This is a genomic window from Streptomyces sp. NPDC045956, assembly GCF_056430705.1.
The window spans coordinates 213507-230584 of record NZ_JBWKKZ010000002.1 but is presented as its reverse complement, the minus strand read 5'-3'; the positions used below and the strand labels follow the sequence as shown (position 1 = coordinate 230584).

18 protein-coding genes are annotated in these 17078 nt (G+C 73.0%); 10 read left to right on the top strand and 8 right to left on the bottom strand.

Annotation, left to right across the window (positions count from 1 at the left end):
• Positions 1–140: 140 nt before the first annotated feature.
• From rmdA to AC07FV_RS06695, 3 genes are all read right to left on the bottom strand, one after another.
• Positions 141–2285: a cyclic Di-GMP phosphodiesterase RmdA gene (gene rmdA, locus AC07FV_RS06705; RefSeq protein ID WP_479085174.1), complete on the bottom strand. Its 2145-nt coding sequence runs from the start codon at positions 2283–2285 to the stop codon at positions 141–143.
• Positions 2282–3094 carry an SAM-dependent methyltransferase gene (locus AC07FV_RS06700; RefSeq protein WP_479085172.1) on the bottom strand — a complete coding sequence of 271 codons (813 nt, stop codon included), beginning with the start codon at positions 3092–3094 and terminating at the stop codon, positions 2282–2284. The genes rmdA and AC07FV_RS06700 overlap by 4 nt, the downstream gene beginning before the upstream one ends.
• Before the next feature lie 260 nt (positions 3095–3354).
• Positions 3355–4302 (bottom strand): SCO0930 family lipoprotein, encoded by a 948-nt coding sequence (locus AC07FV_RS06695; RefSeq protein WP_479085772.1) that lies wholly within the window; start codon positions 4300–4302, stop codon positions 3355–3357.
• 754 nt (positions 4303–5056) lie between these two features.
• Between AC07FV_RS06695 and AC07FV_RS06690 the strand changes: the two genes are divergently transcribed.
• The 3 genes from AC07FV_RS06690 to AC07FV_RS06680 all read left to right on the top strand — a co-directional run bounded on the left by AC07FV_RS06690 (position 5057) and on the right by AC07FV_RS06680 (position 6756).
• Complete coding sequence (locus AC07FV_RS06690; RefSeq protein ID WP_356605313.1) at positions 5057–5188, top strand: hypothetical protein; 132 nt, start codon at positions 5057–5059, stop codon at positions 5186–5188.
• Between the two features lie 15 nt (positions 5189–5203).
• Entirely contained in the window at positions 5204–5968 is a 765-nt protein-coding gene (locus AC07FV_RS06685; protein WP_479085170.1) for a bestrophin-like domain, read from the top strand.
• A gap of 260 nt (positions 5969–6228) precedes the next feature.
• A complete protein-coding gene (locus AC07FV_RS06680) occupies positions 6229–6756 on the top strand; it encodes a hypothetical protein (RefSeq protein WP_479085168.1) in 528 nt (175 codons plus the stop codon).
• Positions 6757–6969: 213 nt separating this feature from the next.
• Here the strand turns inward: AC07FV_RS06680 and AC07FV_RS06675 are convergent, their stop codons facing one another.
• Positions 6970–7464 carry a hypothetical protein gene (locus tag AC07FV_RS06675; protein WP_356605319.1) on the bottom strand — a complete coding sequence of 165 codons (495 nt, stop codon included), beginning with the start codon at positions 7462–7464 and terminating at the stop codon, positions 6970–6972.
• 329 nt (positions 7465–7793) lie between these two features.
• Here AC07FV_RS06675 and AC07FV_RS06670 point away from each other — a divergent pair, with 329 nt between their 5' ends.
• On the top strand, positions 7794–8459 hold the full coding sequence (locus AC07FV_RS06670) for a class F sortase (RefSeq protein WP_479085166.1): 666 nt from the start codon (positions 7794–7796) through the stop codon (positions 8457–8459).
• A 31-nt stretch (positions 8460–8490) separates the two neighbouring features.
• Here the strand turns inward: AC07FV_RS06670 and AC07FV_RS06665 are convergent, their stop codons facing one another.
• Positions 8491–9327, bottom strand: a complete 837-nt coding sequence (locus AC07FV_RS06665) for a polysaccharide deacetylase family protein (protein WP_479085165.1) — start codon at positions 9325–9327, stop codon at positions 8491–8493.
• Positions 9328–9437: 110 nt separating this feature from the next.
• On the opposite strand from AC07FV_RS06665, the gene AC07FV_RS06660 reads away from it, so the two are divergent.
• Positions 9438–9899 (top strand): universal stress protein, encoded by a 462-nt coding sequence (locus AC07FV_RS06660; protein ID WP_479085163.1) that lies wholly within the window; start codon positions 9438–9440, stop codon positions 9897–9899.
• Between the two features lie 103 nt (positions 9900–10002).
• Entirely contained in the window at positions 10003–11415 is a 1413-nt protein-coding gene (locus AC07FV_RS06655; RefSeq protein ID WP_479085161.1) for an amino acid permease, read from the top strand.
• Here the strand turns inward: AC07FV_RS06655 and AC07FV_RS06650 are convergent.
• Entirely contained in the window at positions 11412–12242 is an 831-nt protein-coding gene (locus AC07FV_RS06650; protein ID WP_479085159.1) for an alpha/beta fold hydrolase, read from the bottom strand. The genes AC07FV_RS06655 and AC07FV_RS06650 overlap by 4 nt on opposite strands.
• Before the next feature lie 57 nt (positions 12243–12299).
• Here AC07FV_RS06650 and AC07FV_RS06645 point away from each other — a divergent pair, with 57 nt between their 5' ends.
• Entirely contained in the window at positions 12300–12773 is a 474-nt protein-coding gene (locus AC07FV_RS06645) for a MarR family winged helix-turn-helix transcriptional regulator (protein ID WP_479085157.1), read from the top strand.
• 1 nt (position 12774) lies between these two features.
• On the opposite strand, the gene AC07FV_RS06640 is transcribed toward AC07FV_RS06645, so the two are convergent.
• Positions 12775–13929: a CapA family protein gene (locus AC07FV_RS06640; RefSeq protein ID WP_479085155.1), complete on the bottom strand. Its 1155-nt coding sequence runs from the start codon at positions 13927–13929 to the stop codon at positions 12775–12777.
• A gap of 231 nt (positions 13930–14160) precedes the next feature.
• Here AC07FV_RS06640 and AC07FV_RS06635 point away from each other — a divergent pair, with 231 nt between their 5' ends.
• From AC07FV_RS06635 to AC07FV_RS06625, 3 genes are all read left to right on the top strand, one after another.
• Positions 14161–14715 (top strand): sigma-70 family RNA polymerase sigma factor, encoded by a 555-nt coding sequence (locus AC07FV_RS06635; RefSeq protein WP_356605333.1) that lies wholly within the window; start codon positions 14161–14163, stop codon positions 14713–14715.
• A 141-nt stretch (positions 14716–14856) separates the two neighbouring features.
• Complete coding sequence (locus tag AC07FV_RS06630; protein WP_479085154.1) at positions 14857–15369, top strand: hypothetical protein; 513 nt, start codon at positions 14857–14859, stop codon at positions 15367–15369.
• 172 nt (positions 15370–15541) lie between these two features.
• The gene (locus AC07FV_RS06625) at positions 15542–16192 is read left to right on the top strand and encodes a zf-HC2 domain-containing protein (protein WP_479085152.1); all 651 of its coding nucleotides are present in this window, start codon (positions 15542–15544) and stop codon (positions 16190–16192) included.
• Between the two features lie 20 nt (positions 16193–16212).
• On the opposite strand, the gene AC07FV_RS06620 is transcribed toward AC07FV_RS06625, so the two are convergent.
• On the bottom strand, positions 16213–17076 hold the full coding sequence (locus AC07FV_RS06620; RefSeq protein ID WP_479085151.1) for an Fpg/Nei family DNA glycosylase: 864 nt from the start codon (positions 17074–17076) through the stop codon (positions 16213–16215).
• Positions 17077–17078 lie beyond the last annotated feature (2 nt).

Sequence of the window (17078 nt, the reverse complement as noted above, 5' to 3'; positions counted from 1 at the left end):
GTCGCGCGGACCGGCCGGGCACGGCCGGCGGGGTGCCGCTCCGCGGCGGCCGCGGCCCTGGTCCGCACGGCGGCGGTCGCGGCGGCCACCCGGGACGGAGCGCGGGACGGCGCCCGGGCCCGTCCCGGAGCCGGACTCCGTCAGCCCGTGGCGTCCACCAGGGCCAGTTCGTGCAGGCGCTCCGGAGGGCCCGGACGGGCGTAGTACCAGCCCTGGGCCGTGTCGCAGCCGAGTATGCGCAGCTGCTCGGCCTGGGCGCCGGTCTCCACACCCTCCACGGTGACCGCGAGGTCCAGGCTGTGGGCCAGGGCGACGATGCCCTCGACGATCTTGAGGTCGACGGGGTCGGCCGGGAAGCGCTGCATGCTCTGGGTGAAGGAGCGGTCCAGCTTGAGCACGCTCACCGGCAGCCGGCGCAGGTTGGCGAGGTTGGAGTAGCCGGTGCCGAAGTCGTCCAGGGCGATGTCCACGCCCATCTCGGCCAGCCTGCGCAGCGGCTTGAGAAGGTCGTCGTCCGCGCCGATCAGCGCCGACTCGGTCACCTCCAGGCAGAGCGCGTCGGGCGCGACCCCGGCCCGCTCCAGGATGTCCACGGTGTCCTGCACCAGCCGGGGGTGGGTGAGCTGGCAGGGCGAGAGGTTGACGTTGATACGCAGCGGGCCGGCGGCGGTGCTCTCGCCGTACCGCTCCCGCCAGACGCGGGCCTGCCGCACGGACTGCTCCAGCACCCAGCGGCCCAGCGGCACGATCAGCCCGGTGTGCTCGGCGAGCGGGATGAAGCGGTCCGGGCCGAGGACTCCGTGCTGCGGGTGCAGCCACCGCACCAGCGCCTCGGCGCCGTGCACACTCCCGTCGCCGAGGTGCACCAGGGGCTGGTACTCGATGAAGAACTCGCCCCGCTCCAGGGCCGCCGGCAGCGCGGTCGTCAGGCCGTGCCGGGTGATGACGCGGGCGTCGGCCTCCGGGTCGGCCAGCTCGTAGCGGTTGCCGCCCGCCGACTTGGCCCGGTACATGGTGATGTCGGCGCTGCGCAGCACCTCCGCCGGACTGCGTTCCCCCGCCGGGCCCTCGACGATGCCGATGCTGCCGCGGACCGTGAGTTCGCGGCCGTCGACGCTGATCGGGGCGAGCAGCGCGTTCATGATCCGGCCGGCCAGTTCGTCGACCTCGCGCGGGGTGTCCGGGCCGGTGGTCAGCGCCACGAACTCGTCGCCGCCGAGCCGGGCGACCATCTCGCCGGGTGCGGTGGCGCAGGACTGCAAGCGGTCGGCGACCTCCACGAGGAGCCGGTCGCCGGCCGCGTGGCCGAGACTGTCGTTGACCGTCTTGAAGCCGTCGAGGTCCAGGTAGCACAGGCCGTACCGCTGGCCCGGCCCCGCGTTCAGGGCCTTCTCCAGGCGTTCGAAGAAGAAGCTGCGGTTGGGCAGGCCGGTGAGCGCGTCGTGGGTGGCCTCGTAGCGCAGCCGCAGATTGAGCAGCCGGCGCTCGGTGGTGTCCTCCATCAGCGCCAGCTGGTACTGCGGGCTGCCGTCGGCGTCGCGCAGCAGGGAGACGGTGAGATTGGTCCACAGGACGGTGCCGTCGGGCCGGTAGAAGGCCTTCTCCAGGTGGTAGGCCTCGCGTTCGCCGCGCACCAGCTCGTCGTAGAGCCGCCAGGTCTGGGGCGCGTCGTCGGGGTGCGACCACTCCCGGACGTTGCGGCCGCGCAGCGTCGGGTCGGCGATGCCGAACATGCGCATCAACGCCCCGTTGACCTGGAGGACGTTGCCGTCGAGGTCGGCGATGCCGATGCCTATGGCGGCCCCTTCGAAGACCGCGCGGAAACGGGCCTCACTGGCGTGCAGCGCCTCGGCCACCACGCCCTGCGCCTTGAGGGCGGCCTGCGCGATGGCCTCCTGCTCGGCCAGGGTCCTGGCACGCAGCGACCCGGCGAACCCGGCCGCCATGGCGTGCTGGAGCCGGGCCGAACGGGCCCGCAGGTGCTCGGGGTCGCCGTCCTCGCCGCAGTAGAGCACGAGGTAGGCGTCGATGCAGTCCAGCGTCCGGGCGAGCGCCTCCGGATCGGTGCAGTGCGCGTCGACGAGCGCGGCGCCGACCGCCCTGGCGTCCTCCGCCTCGAAGCTCCGCGCCCGCAGCACCTCGCTCAGCCGGCGGGCCAGCGGCAGCAGCTGCTCCTCGAACTCGGGGCGGGTCGACGACGTCGAGGTCACCGGGAAGACGGCGCGGCTCCAGATCGTCGCGAACCGGCGCAGTCTGTCCTCCGCCCCGTCCGGCTCCGCGCTCACGCCGTACGTCCCACGCCGGCGAAACCGGAGAACGCGTACGGGTCCTCGTCCTCCGGCGCCCCCTCGGGCCGCCAGCGCGGCATCGGAACCAGTCCGGGTTCCACCATGTCGTACCCCTCGAAGAACCGCGCGATCTCGCCGCGCGAACGCATGATCAGTGGATTGCGGATGTCCTTGTACACGCCCACCGCACCCCCGGCCCGCTCGGCGGGCAGCGGGACCCCCTCGTACGAGGCGTGCGTGAGGACGAGCAGGCTGCCCGGCGCGAGCGCCCGGCTCAGTTCCGCCACCGCCGCACAGGGGTCGTCCGCGTCTTCCACGAAGTGCAGTATGGCAAGCAGCAGTAGAGCCACCGGCCGATTCAGGTCGATCAGCCGCTCCACCCGGGGGTCGGCGAGGATGTCCCGGGGCTTGAGGAGGTCGCCGCCCACGACGTCCGCGTGGTCGTCGCCCGCCAGGACGGCCTCGCTGTGCGCGACCGCCACCGGGTCGTGGTCGACGTACACCACGCGCGCGCCGGGCCGGGCGGCCCGCGCCACCTCGTGGACGGCGCCGAAGGTGGGGATGCCGGAGCCGATGTCCAGGAACTGGTCGATGCCCTCACCGGCGGCGAAGCGCACGGCCCGGCGCATGAACGCCCGGTTCGCCTGAGTGATCTTGGGAAGTCCCGGCATGAACTCCATGGCCTTGCGCGCCGCTTCCCGGTCGACCTCGAAGTTGTGCGAACCGCCCAGGTAGAAGTCGTGGATGCGGGACACGCTGGGCACCGTGATGTCGATGCTGCGGGGGGCCCAGGCGGGACGCTCCATCTAGCTCTCCAAGGCATTGGCGATCCGGTGTTCGAGCAGAGGCTACTGATCGCCCGCCGACTGGGCGAGCCCAACCGGAAATTGACCATCCGTTACCGGTCACTGCCTGCGGCACGTGCCGTGCGCCGCACGCGTCGGGACACGCCGCGCCGCGCCGAGGCGCACGAACGGGACGGCGCACGAACGGGACCGTCCCCTCCGCCTGGGTGCGGAGGGGACGGCCCGCTGTCGTGCGCCGGAGGCCGGCGGACGCGAGGTCGCTACTTCTTGGGCGCGCCGACCGGCTTTCCGTCGGGCGAGACGGCGTACCACGTGCCGCCGACGCCCTGGCCGTTGGTGTCGCCGGCCTTCTTGTCGCCGGCGAACGTGTAGATCGGCCAGCAGTCGACCGTCTGCTGCTCGGCGCCGTCGGGCCGGGTGAAGGTCATCAGGTCCTTCTTGACGACGCCCTCCGTGTCGTCGGGCTCCACGGGTGCCACGACCGGCCACTTCTCCAGGCAGGCGCCGGTGCACGCCGAGACCGGCTTCGGCCAGGCCTCGTCCTTCATGAAGCGGTAGACGGTCATGCCGTTCTTGTCGACGACGATCTCGCCGAGCTTCGGGTCCTCACGCGTCGACAGGGCCGCCGACTCGGCCGCCTGGGCCTTCTTGCCGTCGGCGGCGAGCGCGTACCACTTGCCGCCCACGCCCTGGCCCTTGACGTCGCCGGCGGCGGTGTCCTTGGCGTAGCGGTACGCCGGCCAGCCGCCGATGGTCAGCTGCTTGGTGCCGTCGGCCCGGGTGACCTCGCCGAGCAGGGCCTTGTCGATGCCCTCGCCGGCGAGGGCATCACCGGCGGCCACCGGCGGCCAGGCGGTGGCGCAGTCGTTCTCGCAGGTCGTCTTGGGCGGCTTCGCGGTGTCCGCGTCGAAGCGGTAGAGGGTGCGTCCCGCGCCGTCGGTCACCAGCTCGCCGATCTCGGCGTCGGTGGAGACGGACAGCTTGCCCGCGGGCTCCGCCGCGCTCGCCGACGCCTGCGCGCCGTTCGCGCCGGTGCCCAGTCCCTCGCCGGCGCCGGCCCCGATGTCGCCCACGTCGCCCGGCGCCGCGGTGGCGCCCACGTTCTGGCTGCCGGTGGTGGTGCCGCCGTCCTGGCCGCACGCCGTCGTCAGCGCCAGCACCGCCGCGGCGCTCACCACGAGTGAGGCGCTCCGCCAGGAGGTCTTCATCGTCAATCCCCGATCGTCACGAAGGTGTTGGGACGGCAGCCGCGCCGCCGCACGACACTGGGTACGCACGGGAGAGCCGGTTGTGTTCAACGCGGGCGCGCCTTTTTCTTCGCGGTGGTGGACGCTCCCCGCACTACGGACCACATCCCGCACGCGGGTTCGAGGCTGACCGCGAGAGGGTGTGCGCCGGTCAAACCCGCGACCGCTCCATGTCCCTCCTTCGGACCAATCGTGCGGTGATCGGGTGTGGCCGGGCCCGCCAGGCTCCATGATCTGCGTCGTGCATGGACCCGAACCGTCCCGATCCGTCCCTTCCGGACGGGTGTTGGCCCTGGTGACGCTGACGTTCACACTCGTCGGCGCACCGGTCGGCCCGGCGCAGGCGGACGCCTGCGCGTATGCGTCCACCGGACCGGGTGGCACGCACGCGGTGGCAGTCGCCGGGAGCGGCACCTGGCCCGACTTCCCGCCGTGCCCCGAGCCGACTCCGACACCCACCCCCACACCTACGCCCACACCCACGCCGACACCTCCGCCGCCGCCGAAGCCCCCTCCCCCACCGCCGCCCGCCCCGGAGCCGCCCAGGAAACCGCCGGCCCCGAAGCCCGAGGCGCCTCCCGCGCCCCCTCCGCGGCCGGCACCGAAGCCGCCCGCGCCCACGCCGACACCCACCCCCACGCCGGCGCCGGCCCGTCCCGCGGCACCCGCGCCCGCCCCGTCGGCGACACCCGCGCCCCGACCGTCGCTGACCCCGGTGCACTACCCGCGCTACCGCGCCGCCCGGCCCCAGCAGCGGACCTCCCGCGGTACCACGTCACCGCTCGTCTTCGTCCTGCTCATCACGGTGCCCGCGGTGGTCGCCGTCGCCGCGCTCCGAGCGCGCTGAACCCTGGAGCCCCTCTTGCCGGAATGGCTTGTTCTCATCCTCGCGATGCTGGCCGCCTGTGTCGTGGTGGTCATCATCACCGTCGTACGGCACCGTCGGGCCTCCGACGACGAGGACATCACCGAGACCCCGGACGTCATCGAGTACATGACGATGTGGATCGGTGTGGTGTACGCCATCGTCCTGGGTCTGGCCATCGCGGGTGTCTGGGAGGCGCGCAGCGCGGCCCAGGACCACGTGCAGACGGAGGCGGTGGCGCTGCACGAGATCTCGGAACGCGTCCGAGTCTATCCGCCCGACGTCCGTGACCGCATCCGGGAGGATGTCAACGCCTATGTCGGACACGTCGTGTCCACCGAGTGGAAGACGATGGCCGACCGCGGCGAGATGACCGAACGGGGCGCCGAACTGCTCGACCGCGTCCGCGCCGACGTCACGGACTACGAGCCGAAGTCGGACTTCGAGGCGCAGGCGTACCAGCCGCTCGTCGACCAGGTGACCGCAGCGGACCAGGCCCGCATCGCCCGGTCGGAGTCGATGGGGGCGACCATGCCGGGCGTGGTGTGGTTCGGGCTCATCACGGGAGGCGTCATCACGGTCGGCATGGTCTTCGCCCTCCAGATCCGGCGTACCCCCCGCGAGTTGATCCTCGCCGGGCTGTTCTCGGCGCTGATCGCGTTCCTGCTCTTCCTGATCTGGGACTTCGACGCGCCGTTCAGCCGCGGCGTCGCGGCGTCCACGGACCCGTTCGTCAATCTCTTCCCCGGGGCCGGGGACTGAGGGCCGCCCCCTCGGCGCCCCCCTCGGCGGCCCCTCGGGTCCGCACGCGTCCGCGCCCCTCGGCGAGCCCCGCACGGGGTTCCGCCGGGGGGCGTCCGACACTCCGGCCGCGTCCCCCGACCGGCCCACGCGCTTACCCCGTTCGCCCTGCAGCGATCGCGCCGGAGGGCCCGCCTTCCTAGCGTTCCGACCATCGAGGTGCACTCCAGGCTCGCGCGGAACAGGTCCGCCGCCGCTCCTCGGGGACCGGAGGATTCACCATGCGCGCGATACCCGTGGCCTCGGTCGCACTGCTGGGCGCCGCCGCCCTCTCGGGCTGCGTACCGGCCGGGGCGGCCGTGGGCGGCAGTTCGACGTTCGGCTTCACCGTCAGTCCCGCCACCGTGGCGCCGGGCGGCGAGGTCACGGTGGGGGTGGGCCGGGGTGCCGGTGGGTGCCACGGACGTGTCACCGTCGAGTCGCCGGTGTTCGACACGGTCACCATCCCGCGGCACGAGTCGTCGGCCACCGCACGGGTCGACCGGGACGCCCGACGCGGGGCGGTCTACCAGGTGACGTTCGCCTGTGACGGCAGGACCGGCACCGTGGACCTGACCATCGCGGGCGGCCACTCCCACCACCCCTCCGGAGAGTCCGGCCACCCCGACAAGGGCGTGCACGCCGGCGAGGGGGGCAGCGTCGCCGGGTTCGACGTGCGGGAGATGGGGCTCGGCCTCGCCCTCGTCGCCGGTTCGGCCGGCGCCGCGTACCACCTCTGGCGGCGCCGCGCCGGCGAGGACGGCGCCTGACCTCGCCTCGCCCGTGCGCGCCGCACACGCACGGCTCCGCCCCGGACCGTCGCTGGTCCGGGGCGGAGCCGTGTACGTGCGCCACGCGTGCGTGGACCGCGCGAGGACGCGCCGCGTGATCCGGAAGGGAGGGCGGGGCACCGGCGCTGTCCGCAGGGACCGGACGGGACCGCCCCCCGAAGGCGGGCCCCGTCCGTCACGGCCGGGACCCGGTCAGATCCGCCGCTCGGCCCTGCGGCGCATCCAGAACAGACCACCGCCGGCGACCGCCGCGGCCACCAGCCCGCCGCCGATCGCGATGTCGGTCGGCGTCGCCCCGCTGGAGCTGCTGCCGCCGATGCCACCGCGGACACCGCCGATGACGGTGAAGGCGGCCGGCCGCGTGAGCCGCCGCCCCGAGCAGTTGACGGTGATGTCGTACGAACCCGGCCGGGCGTCCTGCCTGATGGTGGCGGTGCCCCTGGACGTCTCGTTGGCACCGCGGACCGGCGTCAGGTGGGTCGTCCGGAACGCGTCCGAGGTCATGGTGCCGCCCTGCGGGCAGCCGTCGACCGTGACGGTCATCTGGCCGCCGCGGGCGATCACGCTGGGCAGGGCGACGATGTTGCTCGGCTGGTGGTGGTCGCCGCCGGCGGTGGCCGTGGGGGCAGCCAGCCCGAGGACAGCGACCGCGGCGCCGGCTGCCGCGAGGGCACGAGTGTTGCGCATGTGATCCTCCGCGGAAGACGCCCCGGGACCCGTCCCCGGTCGATCGGCGAGAAAGCGCCTCCCAGAAAGACCCTCAGTTGCCGTGCGCGGGGCCGCATTTCGGGAATGGTCCGTCCTGGTGAGGGGCGTGCCGGGCCGGAGCCGTGCGACCCGATATCGCCGCAGGTCACGGACCGTCAGAAATTTCCCGCCGGACCGTCCCGGATGGCTCACGCGAGGGCGGGCCACCACCCGTTCGCCGCCGCCCCGTCGCCGGTCGGACGCGCTGCGCTTAGCGTGCTCGTATGCGCGGACGACCGGGCGACGGCCGGGTCGAGAGGGGATGGCCAATGGATGCGTCCGAGTGGGCCGAAGAGGAGGAGCGGCGGAGGAAACGTGCTCCCTGGGGCGTGATAGCGCTGGTCCTGCTGACCGGGCTCGCGCTCATCCGCAACGGTTCGGGGGAGTTCGACCAGGGCCCGCCGCAGCCGGCCTCGGCCGCTGCCTCCGACAGCCGCGTCGCGCCGGGCGAGGGTGCCGTCCCGGGTGTCGCCCCGCTGCCCTACTCGGTACCGGACCAGGTCACCATCGGCGCCATCCAGGTGGACGCGCCGGTCATGCCGGTCGGTCTCGACGCGGACGGCTGGGTCGACGCGCCCCCGGCCGAGGACCCGAACCTGGCCGGCTGGTTCACCGGCGCGGTCTCCCCCGGCGAGAAGGGCACCGCAGTGGTCGTCGGCCATGTCGACAACCAGCAGGGGCCCGCCGTCTTCTACGGGCTCGGTGCCCTCAAGAAGGGCAACACGGTGGAGGTGCGCCGTCAGGACGGGAAGACGGCGGTCTTCGAGATCTACGGCATCGAGGTCTTCGAGAAGGACGACTTCCCCGGCGACCGGGTCTACGCCTCCAAGGGAGGCCCGGAACTGCGGGTCATCACCTGCGGCGGCGGTTTCTCGAAGCAGAACGGATACGAGGGGAACGTCGTCGCCTTCGCCCGCATGACCGGGGTCCGCTGAGCGGGCCCCGGCCGGGCTGGCGCGACGGGCGTCAGGCGTACCGGCGCCGGGGGACGGTGAGGCGGTAGCCGGAGTCCAGCAGCTCGGGCAGGTAGGAGCGCAGGGCCCGTACGGTCTGCGAGCGGTCGCCCCCGGCGTCGTGCGAGAGCACCACGACGCCGGGGGCGGCGCCGTCCTCCACCCGTTCGACGATGGTGCCGGTGCCGGGGGTGGTCCAGTCGAGGGTGTCCACGGTCCAGGCGAGCGGTTCCATGCCCAGTTCGGCACCGAGCTGGAAGGCGGCGCGGTTCCACGCCCCGTACGGCGCCCGGAACCAGCGGGGCGGCTCGCCGCAGACCCGCTCGACGAGCTCGCTCGTGCGCTCCATCTCGGAGCGGACGCGCCGCCGGGTGAGGCGGGTCAGCAGGGGGTGGGACCAGGTGTGGTTGCCGACGACGTGTCCCTCGTCGGCCATCCGGGACAGCAGGCTCCGGTTGTGGTCCGCCATCTCCCCGCACACGAAGAACGTCGCGCGCACGTCGTACGCGGCCAGGGTGTCGAGGATGTCCGGGGTGTAGCGGGGGTCGGGCCCGTCGTCGAAGGTGAGCATCATGACGCGACCGCGGCCCGAGACCCGCAGGATCGGCTCGCTGCGCACCGGTGGCCGCCGCAGCGCGACGCGGGGCGCGCCGTATCCGGTCAGGGGTTGCAGGCGGTAGGAGGAGGAGTGGAGCGGGCGGCGGGCCGCGGGGCCCGGGGCGGGGGCGACCGGCCGGGCCGGTCCGTCCCCCGTGCCCACCGCGAGCGCGCCGGCGGTGCCGGCCGCGCCCACGGCCGCGGCGCCGGCGAGCAGTGCGCGGCGTCGTGTGAGCAAGTGATCCTTCTTCATGACTCATCAGTCGCCCGGTCGCGGACCGGCGCACCGGGGAAACACCGGCGTGGCGGCACGAGAGCACCCGCACGGCCGAGGGCCGCGGGTGACTCCGATAGCCTCACCGCGTGACGGAACACCACTCCCACCAGTTCGAACGGGGCACGGACGGGCCGAAGGTCATCGTCGCCGGCGTGGACGGCTCCGACTCCTCGCTGCGGGCCGCCGCCTACGCCGGCGGTCTGGCCCGGCGGCAGCGCGCGCTGCTCGCCGTGGTGTACGTGCAGCCGGTGCTGGCGGCGGGCGCCTCGCTCGGGGCTCCGGTGGCGGAGACGACCGACGAGATCGCCGAGGACCTGGTGGCGCAGATCCGGGACGCGACCGAGCGGGTCAAGGGGATATTCGACCTGCGCTGGGAGTTCCACACCTTCCGGGGCGATCCCTACAACGGCCTGGTCAAGGCGGCCGACGAGCTGAAGGCCGACGCCGTCGTCGTGGGCGCCTCCGAGCAGGCGGGGCACCGGATCGTCGGTTCCGTCGCGGTGCGGCTGGTGAAGGCGGGGCGCTGGCCCGTGACGGTGGTGCCGTAGCGGCCGTCCGGGGCGGTGCGTGCGTCGCGGCTTCCGTCGCGGGCGGGTGTGGGTCATCATGATCCACCGTCAGCCGTTTGCCGTTCACAAAGAGGTGAGGCGCGTGGCCGGGTTCCGCATGGGCGAGGGCGTTCTCCGTCGCAAACCCATCGAGCGCATCGAGGACACGGAGGGCGGGGAGGGCGGCGGCCTCCAGCGGACGCTGGGGCTGTGGCAGCTGACCGCCATCGGTGTGGGCGGCATCATCGGGGCGGGCATCTTCACCCTGGCCGGTACGGTCGCCAACGGCACGGCGGGGCCGGCGGTCCTCATCTCCTTCCTCATCGCGGGCGTCGCGAGCGCGGCGGCGGCACTGTCGTACGCCGAGTTCGCCGGACTGATCCCGAAGGCGGGCTCCGCCTACACCTACGGATACGCGGTCCTCGGTGAGCTGGTGGGCTGGTTCATCGGCTGGGACCTGCTGCTGGAGTACACGGCCATCGTGGCGGTGGTCGCGATCGGCATCTCCGGCTACTTCAGCTTCCTGGTCGGCGAGATGGGGGCCGACCTGCCGAACTGGATGCTGGGCGCGCCCGGCACCGGCGACGGCCACAAGGTCGACCTCTTCGCGGCGGTGCTGTGCCTGCTGATCGCGTACCTGCTGACACTCGGCATCCGGAACGCGGCCCGCTTCGAGATGGTCGTGGTCGTCCTGAAGGTGCTGGTGGTGCTGCTGGTGATCGTGGTCGGCTTCTTCCACATCACCACCGCCAACTACGAACCGTTCTTCCCCTTCGGGATCGGCGGAGCCTTCACCGGGGCCGCCACGGTCTTCTTCGCGGTCTTCGGCTACGACGCCATGTCGACGGCGGCCGAGGAGTCCAAGGACGCCCAGCGGCACATGCCGAAGGCGATCATCTACTCGCTGGTCATCTCGATGGTGCTGTACGTGGCGGCCTGTCTGGTGCTGACCGGCATGCAGGACTACAAGGACATCGACCCGGAGAGCGGCTTCTCCACGGCGTTCAAGTCGGTGGGGCTGAGCGGCCTGGCCGACGTCATCGCGGTGGGCGCCATCATCGGCATCCTCACGGTGATGTTCACCTTCATGCTCGGCGTGACCCGGGTGTGGTTCTCGATGTCCCGGGACGGGCTGCTGCCCAAGTGGTTCGCGAAGACGCACCCGACGCGGCACGTGCCGACCCGGGTCACCTGGATCGTCGGGGTGGCGTCGGCCGCGATCGCCGGGTTCCTGCCGATCGGCGAGGCGGCCGAGCTGACCAACATCGGCATCCTGCTGGCGTTCGTGGTGGTGTGCGCGGCGGTGATCGTGCTGCGCTACCGGCAGCCGGACCTGCCGCGCACCTTCCGGACGCCGTGGATGCCGGTGGTGCCGGCCCTGGGGATCGTCTTCTCGATCTGGCTGATCACCTTCCTCCAGTGGCAGACCTGGGCGCGCTTCGCGGTGTGGCTGCTGATCGGACTGGTCATCTACTTCGGCTACTCGTACCGCAGGTCGGAGCTGGCGCGCCGTTAGCCCCCGACGGGCGGCAGGCCGCGGAGGAAGTCGGCGAGGATCGCGTCGAAGACGTCCGGCCGCTCCATGTTCGGGTAGTGCGCGGCGCCCTCGACGGTGGCGGAGCGGCCGTCCGGGACCGTACGGGCGAGCCGTTCCGCCTCGGCGACCAGGTCGGCGGCGTCCAGGGAGCCGTTGACGGTGAGCACCGGGACGTCGATCTTCGGGACGCGGGCCCAGGTGTCGGTGAGGGGCACGTGGTGGTTCTCCTCGTCCGGAGTGTGCTTGGCGAGGGTGCCGGAGGCCGTCTCCCGCAGCCGGCTCAGGACGGCCGGGTCGACGTCGTCGAGGTCGCGGTGCTCCCCGGGGACGAAGCGCAGGAACGCCGTGAGCCAGCCCTCGACGTCACCCGCTGCCAGTGCGCGGGCCTGGTCGGCCTGGACCTGCCGCACCCAGGGGTCGGTGTACGCGAACTCGCTGGTGGCCGCGCCGCACGCGACCACCGCGCGGACCAGCTCCGGGTACTCCAGCACCGTGTCGGTGGCGATGGCACCGCCCATCGACACGCCGACCAGCACCGCGGGGCCCGCGTCGAGGTGGCGCAGCAGGGCGGCGAGGTCGTCGGCCCAGCGGAACGGCCGCGTCGCGTTGGCCGAGGAGCCGTGACCGCGGACGTCGGGTGCGACGACCCGGTGGCCGGCCGCCAGGAACGGGATCTGGGCGTCGAAGACACGGTGGTCGGTGAAGCCGGGGTGGAGCAGGACGACGAGGTCGCCGGCCCCGGTGTCGCGGTAGGCCAGGTCGCCGTCGGCGGAGGCGAGGAAGCGCAGGTCCGAAGCAGCCATCATGACAACCAGGGTGTCATGATGCGGGGAGATTGACAACCGGGGTGTCATGATGGGGAGGTGAAGGACATCGATGCACCCCTCCCGCCGGACGCCCTCGCCCAGCGCCTCACCGAGGTGTACGACCTGGTCGGCCCGCTCTACCGGCGCGCGCAGCGCAGCGTCGAGCAGGGCCTGGTGGCGGACGGCCTGTCGGTCGGTGTCCGCGCCGTGCTGACCCTGCTGCACCGGGGCGGGCCGATGACCGTGCCGCAGATGGCCCGGGCCCAGGCGATCAGCCGTCAGTTCGTGCAGCGGATGGTCAACGAGGCCGCGGCGCAGGACCTGGTGGAGAGCGTCCCCAACCCCGCGCACCGGCGGTCCTCACTGATCCGGCCCACCGACCGGGGGACGGAGGCGATCACCGCCGTCCTGGACCGGGAGCACCGGATACTGCGCCAGGTCGGCGGCGGTCTCACCGACGCCGACGTCGGCACGTGCCTGCGGGTGCTCGGGGCGATGCTGACCGCCCTGGACCACGTGGACGAGGGATGACCTACTCCCCCATCACCAGGCCGTCCTCGGCCGCGCCCCGGCTGAGCACGACGTCGCGGATGCGGTCGCGCACGGCCCGCACCTCGGCGCCCTTCTCCAGCGCGCGGTTGAGGTTCACCACCCGGCCGGCGTCGACGTCGAAGAGCTGCGGGACGAACTCGGCCTTGGTCACCCGCCAGCGTTCACCGGCGCGGGCGGGCGGGGCGAAGGTGAAGCGGCCGATGGTCGACTGGTTGCCGCGCGGGTCGCGCTCCCCGTCGCCGTTGATCATCTCGCCCGCGATCTGGTCGCCCATCCCGTAGATCACCCAGGTGCCGTTGACCTTCTCGTACGCCTGCGGGACATGGGCGTGGGTGCCGAGGATGAGGTCGATGTCGGGGTGTTCGCCGCTGCGGGCGGCGGTCAGGTTCTCGGCCAGGGTCAGCTGGTCCTGGTCGGGCTCGTCCTGCCATTCGGTGCCCCAGTGCAGGGACACGGCGACGATGTCCGCACCCGCCTGCCGCGCGGCCCGGGCGTCCGCGACGATCCGCTCCTCGTCGATCATGCCGACCGCCCAGGGCTGTCCGTCGGGGACGGGGTGGCCGTTGGTGTGGAGGGTGTAGGCGAGGTGGGCGACCTCGGCCCGCCCCGCGCGCAGGACCGTCACGGTGCGCGCCTCGGCCTCGGTGCGCGCGGTCCCGGCGTGCCGCACGCCGGCGCGGTCCAGCGCGTCGAGGGTGCGGCGGATGCCGTCGGCGCCGTCGTCGACGCTGTGGTTGGAGGCGGTGGAGCAGCCGTCGTAGCCGGTGGCGGCGAGGGCCTCGGCCACCTCGGGCGGGGACTTGAAGAGGGGGTAGCCGCTGTAGTCGCCGTGCGCGCCGTACACCGTCTCCATGTGGCACAGGGCGAGGCCGGCGCGCGAGACGACGGGCTTGGCGCCCGCGAGCATGGGGCGGAAGTCGTAGCCGGTGCCGCCCGCGTCGAAGCGGGCCCGCTCGATGATCGAGTCGTGGGGCAGTACGTCGCCGGAGGCGACCAGGGTGAAGACGCCGGTGTCCGCCGCGGACGGGGCCGGGGCCGGTCGTCGCGGCGGCTCGTGGTCGCGGGCCTGGCAGGCCGCGCCCACGGTGAGGAGGGCGGTCAGGGCCAGGGCCACCTGCCGACTGCGTGTGATCATCCGTTCGCTCCGCTGGGGTCGCACACACCGATGATTAGTCACATTTACCTACGAACAGGAAATGAGGTGCACACCGCCCCGCGCGGCTCCGACACGCGCATTAGCCCGTCCGGTGTGCGCGAACGAGGGCCCCGACCGTTCGTCGAACCGTTCGTCGACGCGATCGACCGTCCGTCGCACATCCGTGCGCGCGCCCTGTCCCCCGACGACGCCCTGCGATGCCATACGGCCATGACGGCCGGAATCACCCTGAGGGACAGGACGCACGGGACGACCGCCGAGCACGAGCTCGCCGCACTGCAGCGCGAGCACGGCCGGCCCCTGTTCGCGCTGCTGCTGCGGCTCAGTGACGGCGACCGGCAGCGCGCGGAGGACCTGGTGCAGGAGACCCTGGTCCGCGCCTGGCAGCACCCCGAGGCACTGCGCGCCGACGACTTCGACTCCGTACGGCCCTGGCTGCTCACGGTGGCACGACGCCTGGCCATCGACGCGCGCCGGGCCCGGCAGGCGCGGCCCCCGGAGGTCGGTGACGCCGTGCTGGAGAACGCGCGGGTCTGCGCCGACCACGCCGAACGGGCCGCCGCGGCCCTGGACGTGCGCGAGGCTGTGAAGACTCTCACTCCTGAGCACCGTGAAGTCCTGGTGCTGGTGTACTTCCAGGGGGCGAGTGTGGCGGAAGCCGCGGCAGCCCTCGGCATCCCGCCCGGTACCGTGAAGTCCCGCGCGTACTACGCGTTGCGCGCCCTGCGCAGGGTGCTACCGGGTTACGCCGCCGACCTGCGGTGAAACCGACCTTTTGGTCAAGCCTCCGTAAAGCGCCTTGCCGTGGACCCCGGTTGGGTAATCGGCTGTCCTCATCCGTGTTCCGGACGGGGGCCCTTGACCCGGGTCGGGCGACGCGCACGCACCGGAGGAAGGCAGGAAGGGATGCCGCACAGAGGCAAAGAGAGCACGGACGGTCCCGCCGGGGGCGAACTGGCCGTCCCCATGGCGTGGTTGTACGCCGAGTACATCGCCGACGAGCTGCTGCGGACCGGCGACCTGATGCCGCCCACGTCCTTCGAGTTCCGCGCCGGGCGGGACGCGCTGGCACTGACCGTCTTCCTGTCCGACACGGAGGACGAGCTCAGCGGCATCCGGGTCATCACCCGGCTGGAGACCTGGCTGTCGCTGACCGCCTACGACCAGCCCTGGCACGCGTGGGTGCGCGAGCGCCTGGCCGAGGTCACGGCCGACGCGGTCGCCGCCGGCCGGCACTCCCCCGACCTGGCGCTCGCCCGGGCTGCGTGGCGCTGGCTCCAGGACACCGAACTGCTCGCCCCCGACCTGAACGCGGTGCCGGGCGGGGCGGCGGGCGGGGAGGACGAGGGGCCGAAGGTGTGGACGCCGGCCTGGCAGCTGGGCCTGCCGCTCGGCCACCTCGCCATCCACCTCTTCTAGGCGTCGCGGCCCGTCCACCGATTTCCTCCGGTCGGCGACCAATCCACGGGCCGTTCCGCTCCGAATCCCTCGGTCGCGATTCTGTCCGGGCCTTGAATGAATCGGCGGTGCGGTGCGTACGGGTGGGAGCAAGGAGTAACCCCACCCGCACCCAACGGTACGAGGATTCGGCATGAGGTCCCTGGAGAGGCATCGCGACGTCGGCGCCTACGCGCTCGGCGTGCTGGACGAGGCGGAAGCGTTCCGCTTCGAGGACCACCTCATGGAGTGCCCCCGGTGCGCGACGCAGGTGACCGAGTTCGGCCCGGCCACCCGTCAGCTGATGCTGTACCGGCAGGCGACACCACGGCTCGTCACCCCGGTGACCCGGCCCGGACCGCGGCTGCTGGACCGCCTGCTGTCCGAGGTGGCCGCGCGTCGCCGGACCGTCCGCAGGCGGCTGCTGTACGCCGTGGCCGCCGCGCTGGTGTGCGCCGTGGCCGGTCCCGGGGTGGCGCTCTACGCGAGCCGGGCCGACGCGGCGGTACGGCTCACCGCGACCGACGAGCGGTCCGGGGTGTGGGCGCGGGTCACCACCGAGGACGAGACCTGGGGCACCGGGGTGCGGCTCGAGGTCCGGGACGGGGCGGGCCCGCGCTCCTGCCGCCTGATCGCCGTCGGCCGTGACGGCACGGAGCAGACGGTCACCAGCTGGAACGCCACCGGGGAGGGCGCGGGGCCGAGCACCGTGCACGGCGGAGCCGCGCTGCACCCCGACCAGATCGCCCGCTACGAGGTGCGTACCGCGGACGGGGAACGCCTCGTGACGCTCGCCGCCGGCTGAGCGGGGACACCTCGGACGCCCTACTTGAGCAGCCGGGACAGCCTCCGGTCCGCCAGCGGCTTGCCGCCGGTCTGGCAGGTCGGGCAGTACTGGAGCGAGGAGTCGCTGAAGGAGACCTCCCGGACGGTGTCGCCGCACACCGGACACGGCTCGCCGGTGCGGCCGTGCACCCGCAGCCCGCTCCTCTTCTCGGCCTTCAGCCGGCCGGCCGCGACGCCCCGGGACCGCTCGACCGCCTCGGTGAGCGTGGCGCGCAGCGCCTCGTACAGCTGCGCGGTCTCCGCGTCGGTGAGGGAGGCGGCGAGTTTGAAGGGGGACATCTTCGCGGCGTGCAGGATCTCGTCGCTGTACGCGTTGCCCACTCCCGCGATCAGGCTCTGGTCGCGCAGGGCGCCCTTGAGCTGCCGGCGCTCACCGTCGAGGAGGGCGGCGAGGCGGGCCTCGTCGAAGTCGTCGGCGAGCGGGTCGGGGCCGAGTCGGGCCACCCCCGGCACCTGCTGGGGGTCGGCCACGACGTACACGGCGAGACGCTTCTGCGTGCCCGCCTCCGTCAGGTCGAACCCGGCCCCGGTGTCCAGGGCGACGCGCAGGGCCAGGGGGCCCTTGCCGGGGCGGGGCGGACCGGTGGGGAGGCTGTCCTTCCAGTGCAGCCAGCCCGCCCGGGCCAGGTGGGTGACCAGATGCGGGCCGCCGGCGGTCTCGACGCCGAGGAACTTGCCGTACCGGTGCACGGCCGCCACCCGGTGGCCCTCAAGGGCGGAGAGCGGAGGGTCGTACGTCTTCAGCACGCTGATCGCCACGGGCAGCACGCGGACGATCTCACGGTCGACGAGGTGCTCGGTCAGGAAGTCCCTGAGCGCCTCGACCTCGGGCAGTTCGGGCATAC

What these genes read in the sequence shown, in the direction of transcription:
- AC07FV_RS06630 (WP_479085154.1), top strand. Translation starts at nt 14,857, where the DNA reads ATGCCGCACAGAGGCAAAGAGAGCACGGACGGTCCCGCCGGGGGCGAA.
- AC07FV_RS06620 (WP_479085151.1), bottom strand. Translation starts at nt 17,076, where the DNA reads ATGCCCGAACTGCCCGAGGTCGAGGCGCTCAGGGACTTCCTGACCGAG.
- AC07FV_RS06675 (WP_356605319.1), bottom strand. Translation starts at nt 7,464, where the DNA reads ATGCGCAACACTCGTGCCCTCGCGGCAGCCGGCGCCGCGGTCGCTGTC.
- AC07FV_RS06650 (WP_479085159.1), bottom strand. Translation starts at nt 12,242, where the DNA reads ATGATGGCTGCTTCGGACCTGCGCTTCCTCGCCTCCGCCGACGGCGAC.
- AC07FV_RS06625 (WP_479085152.1), top strand. Translation starts at nt 15,542, where the DNA reads ATGAGGTCCCTGGAGAGGCATCGCGACGTCGGCGCCTACGCGCTCGGC.
- AC07FV_RS06635 (WP_356605333.1), top strand. Translation starts at nt 14,161, where the DNA reads ATGACGGCCGGAATCACCCTGAGGGACAGGACGCACGGGACGACCGCC.
- AC07FV_RS06670 (WP_479085166.1), top strand. Translation starts at nt 7,794, where the DNA reads ATGGATGCGTCCGAGTGGGCCGAAGAGGAGGAGCGGCGGAGGAAACGT.
- AC07FV_RS06680 (WP_479085168.1), top strand. Translation starts at nt 6,229, where the DNA reads ATGCGCGCGATACCCGTGGCCTCGGTCGCACTGCTGGGCGCCGCCGCC.
- AC07FV_RS06640 (WP_479085155.1), bottom strand. Translation starts at nt 13,929, where the DNA reads ATGATCACACGCAGTCGGCAGGTGGCCCTGGCCCTGACCGCCCTCCTC.
- AC07FV_RS06665 (WP_479085165.1), bottom strand. Translation starts at nt 9,327, where the DNA reads ATGAAGAAGGATCACTTGCTCACACGACGCCGCGCACTGCTCGCCGGC.
- AC07FV_RS06700 (WP_479085172.1), bottom strand. Translation starts at nt 3,094, where the DNA reads ATGGAGCGTCCCGCCTGGGCCCCCCGCAGCATCGACATCACGGTGCCC.
- AC07FV_RS06695 (WP_479085772.1), bottom strand. Translation starts at nt 4,302, where the DNA reads ATGAAGACCTCCTGGCGGAGCGCCTCACTCGTGGTGAGCGCCGCGGCG.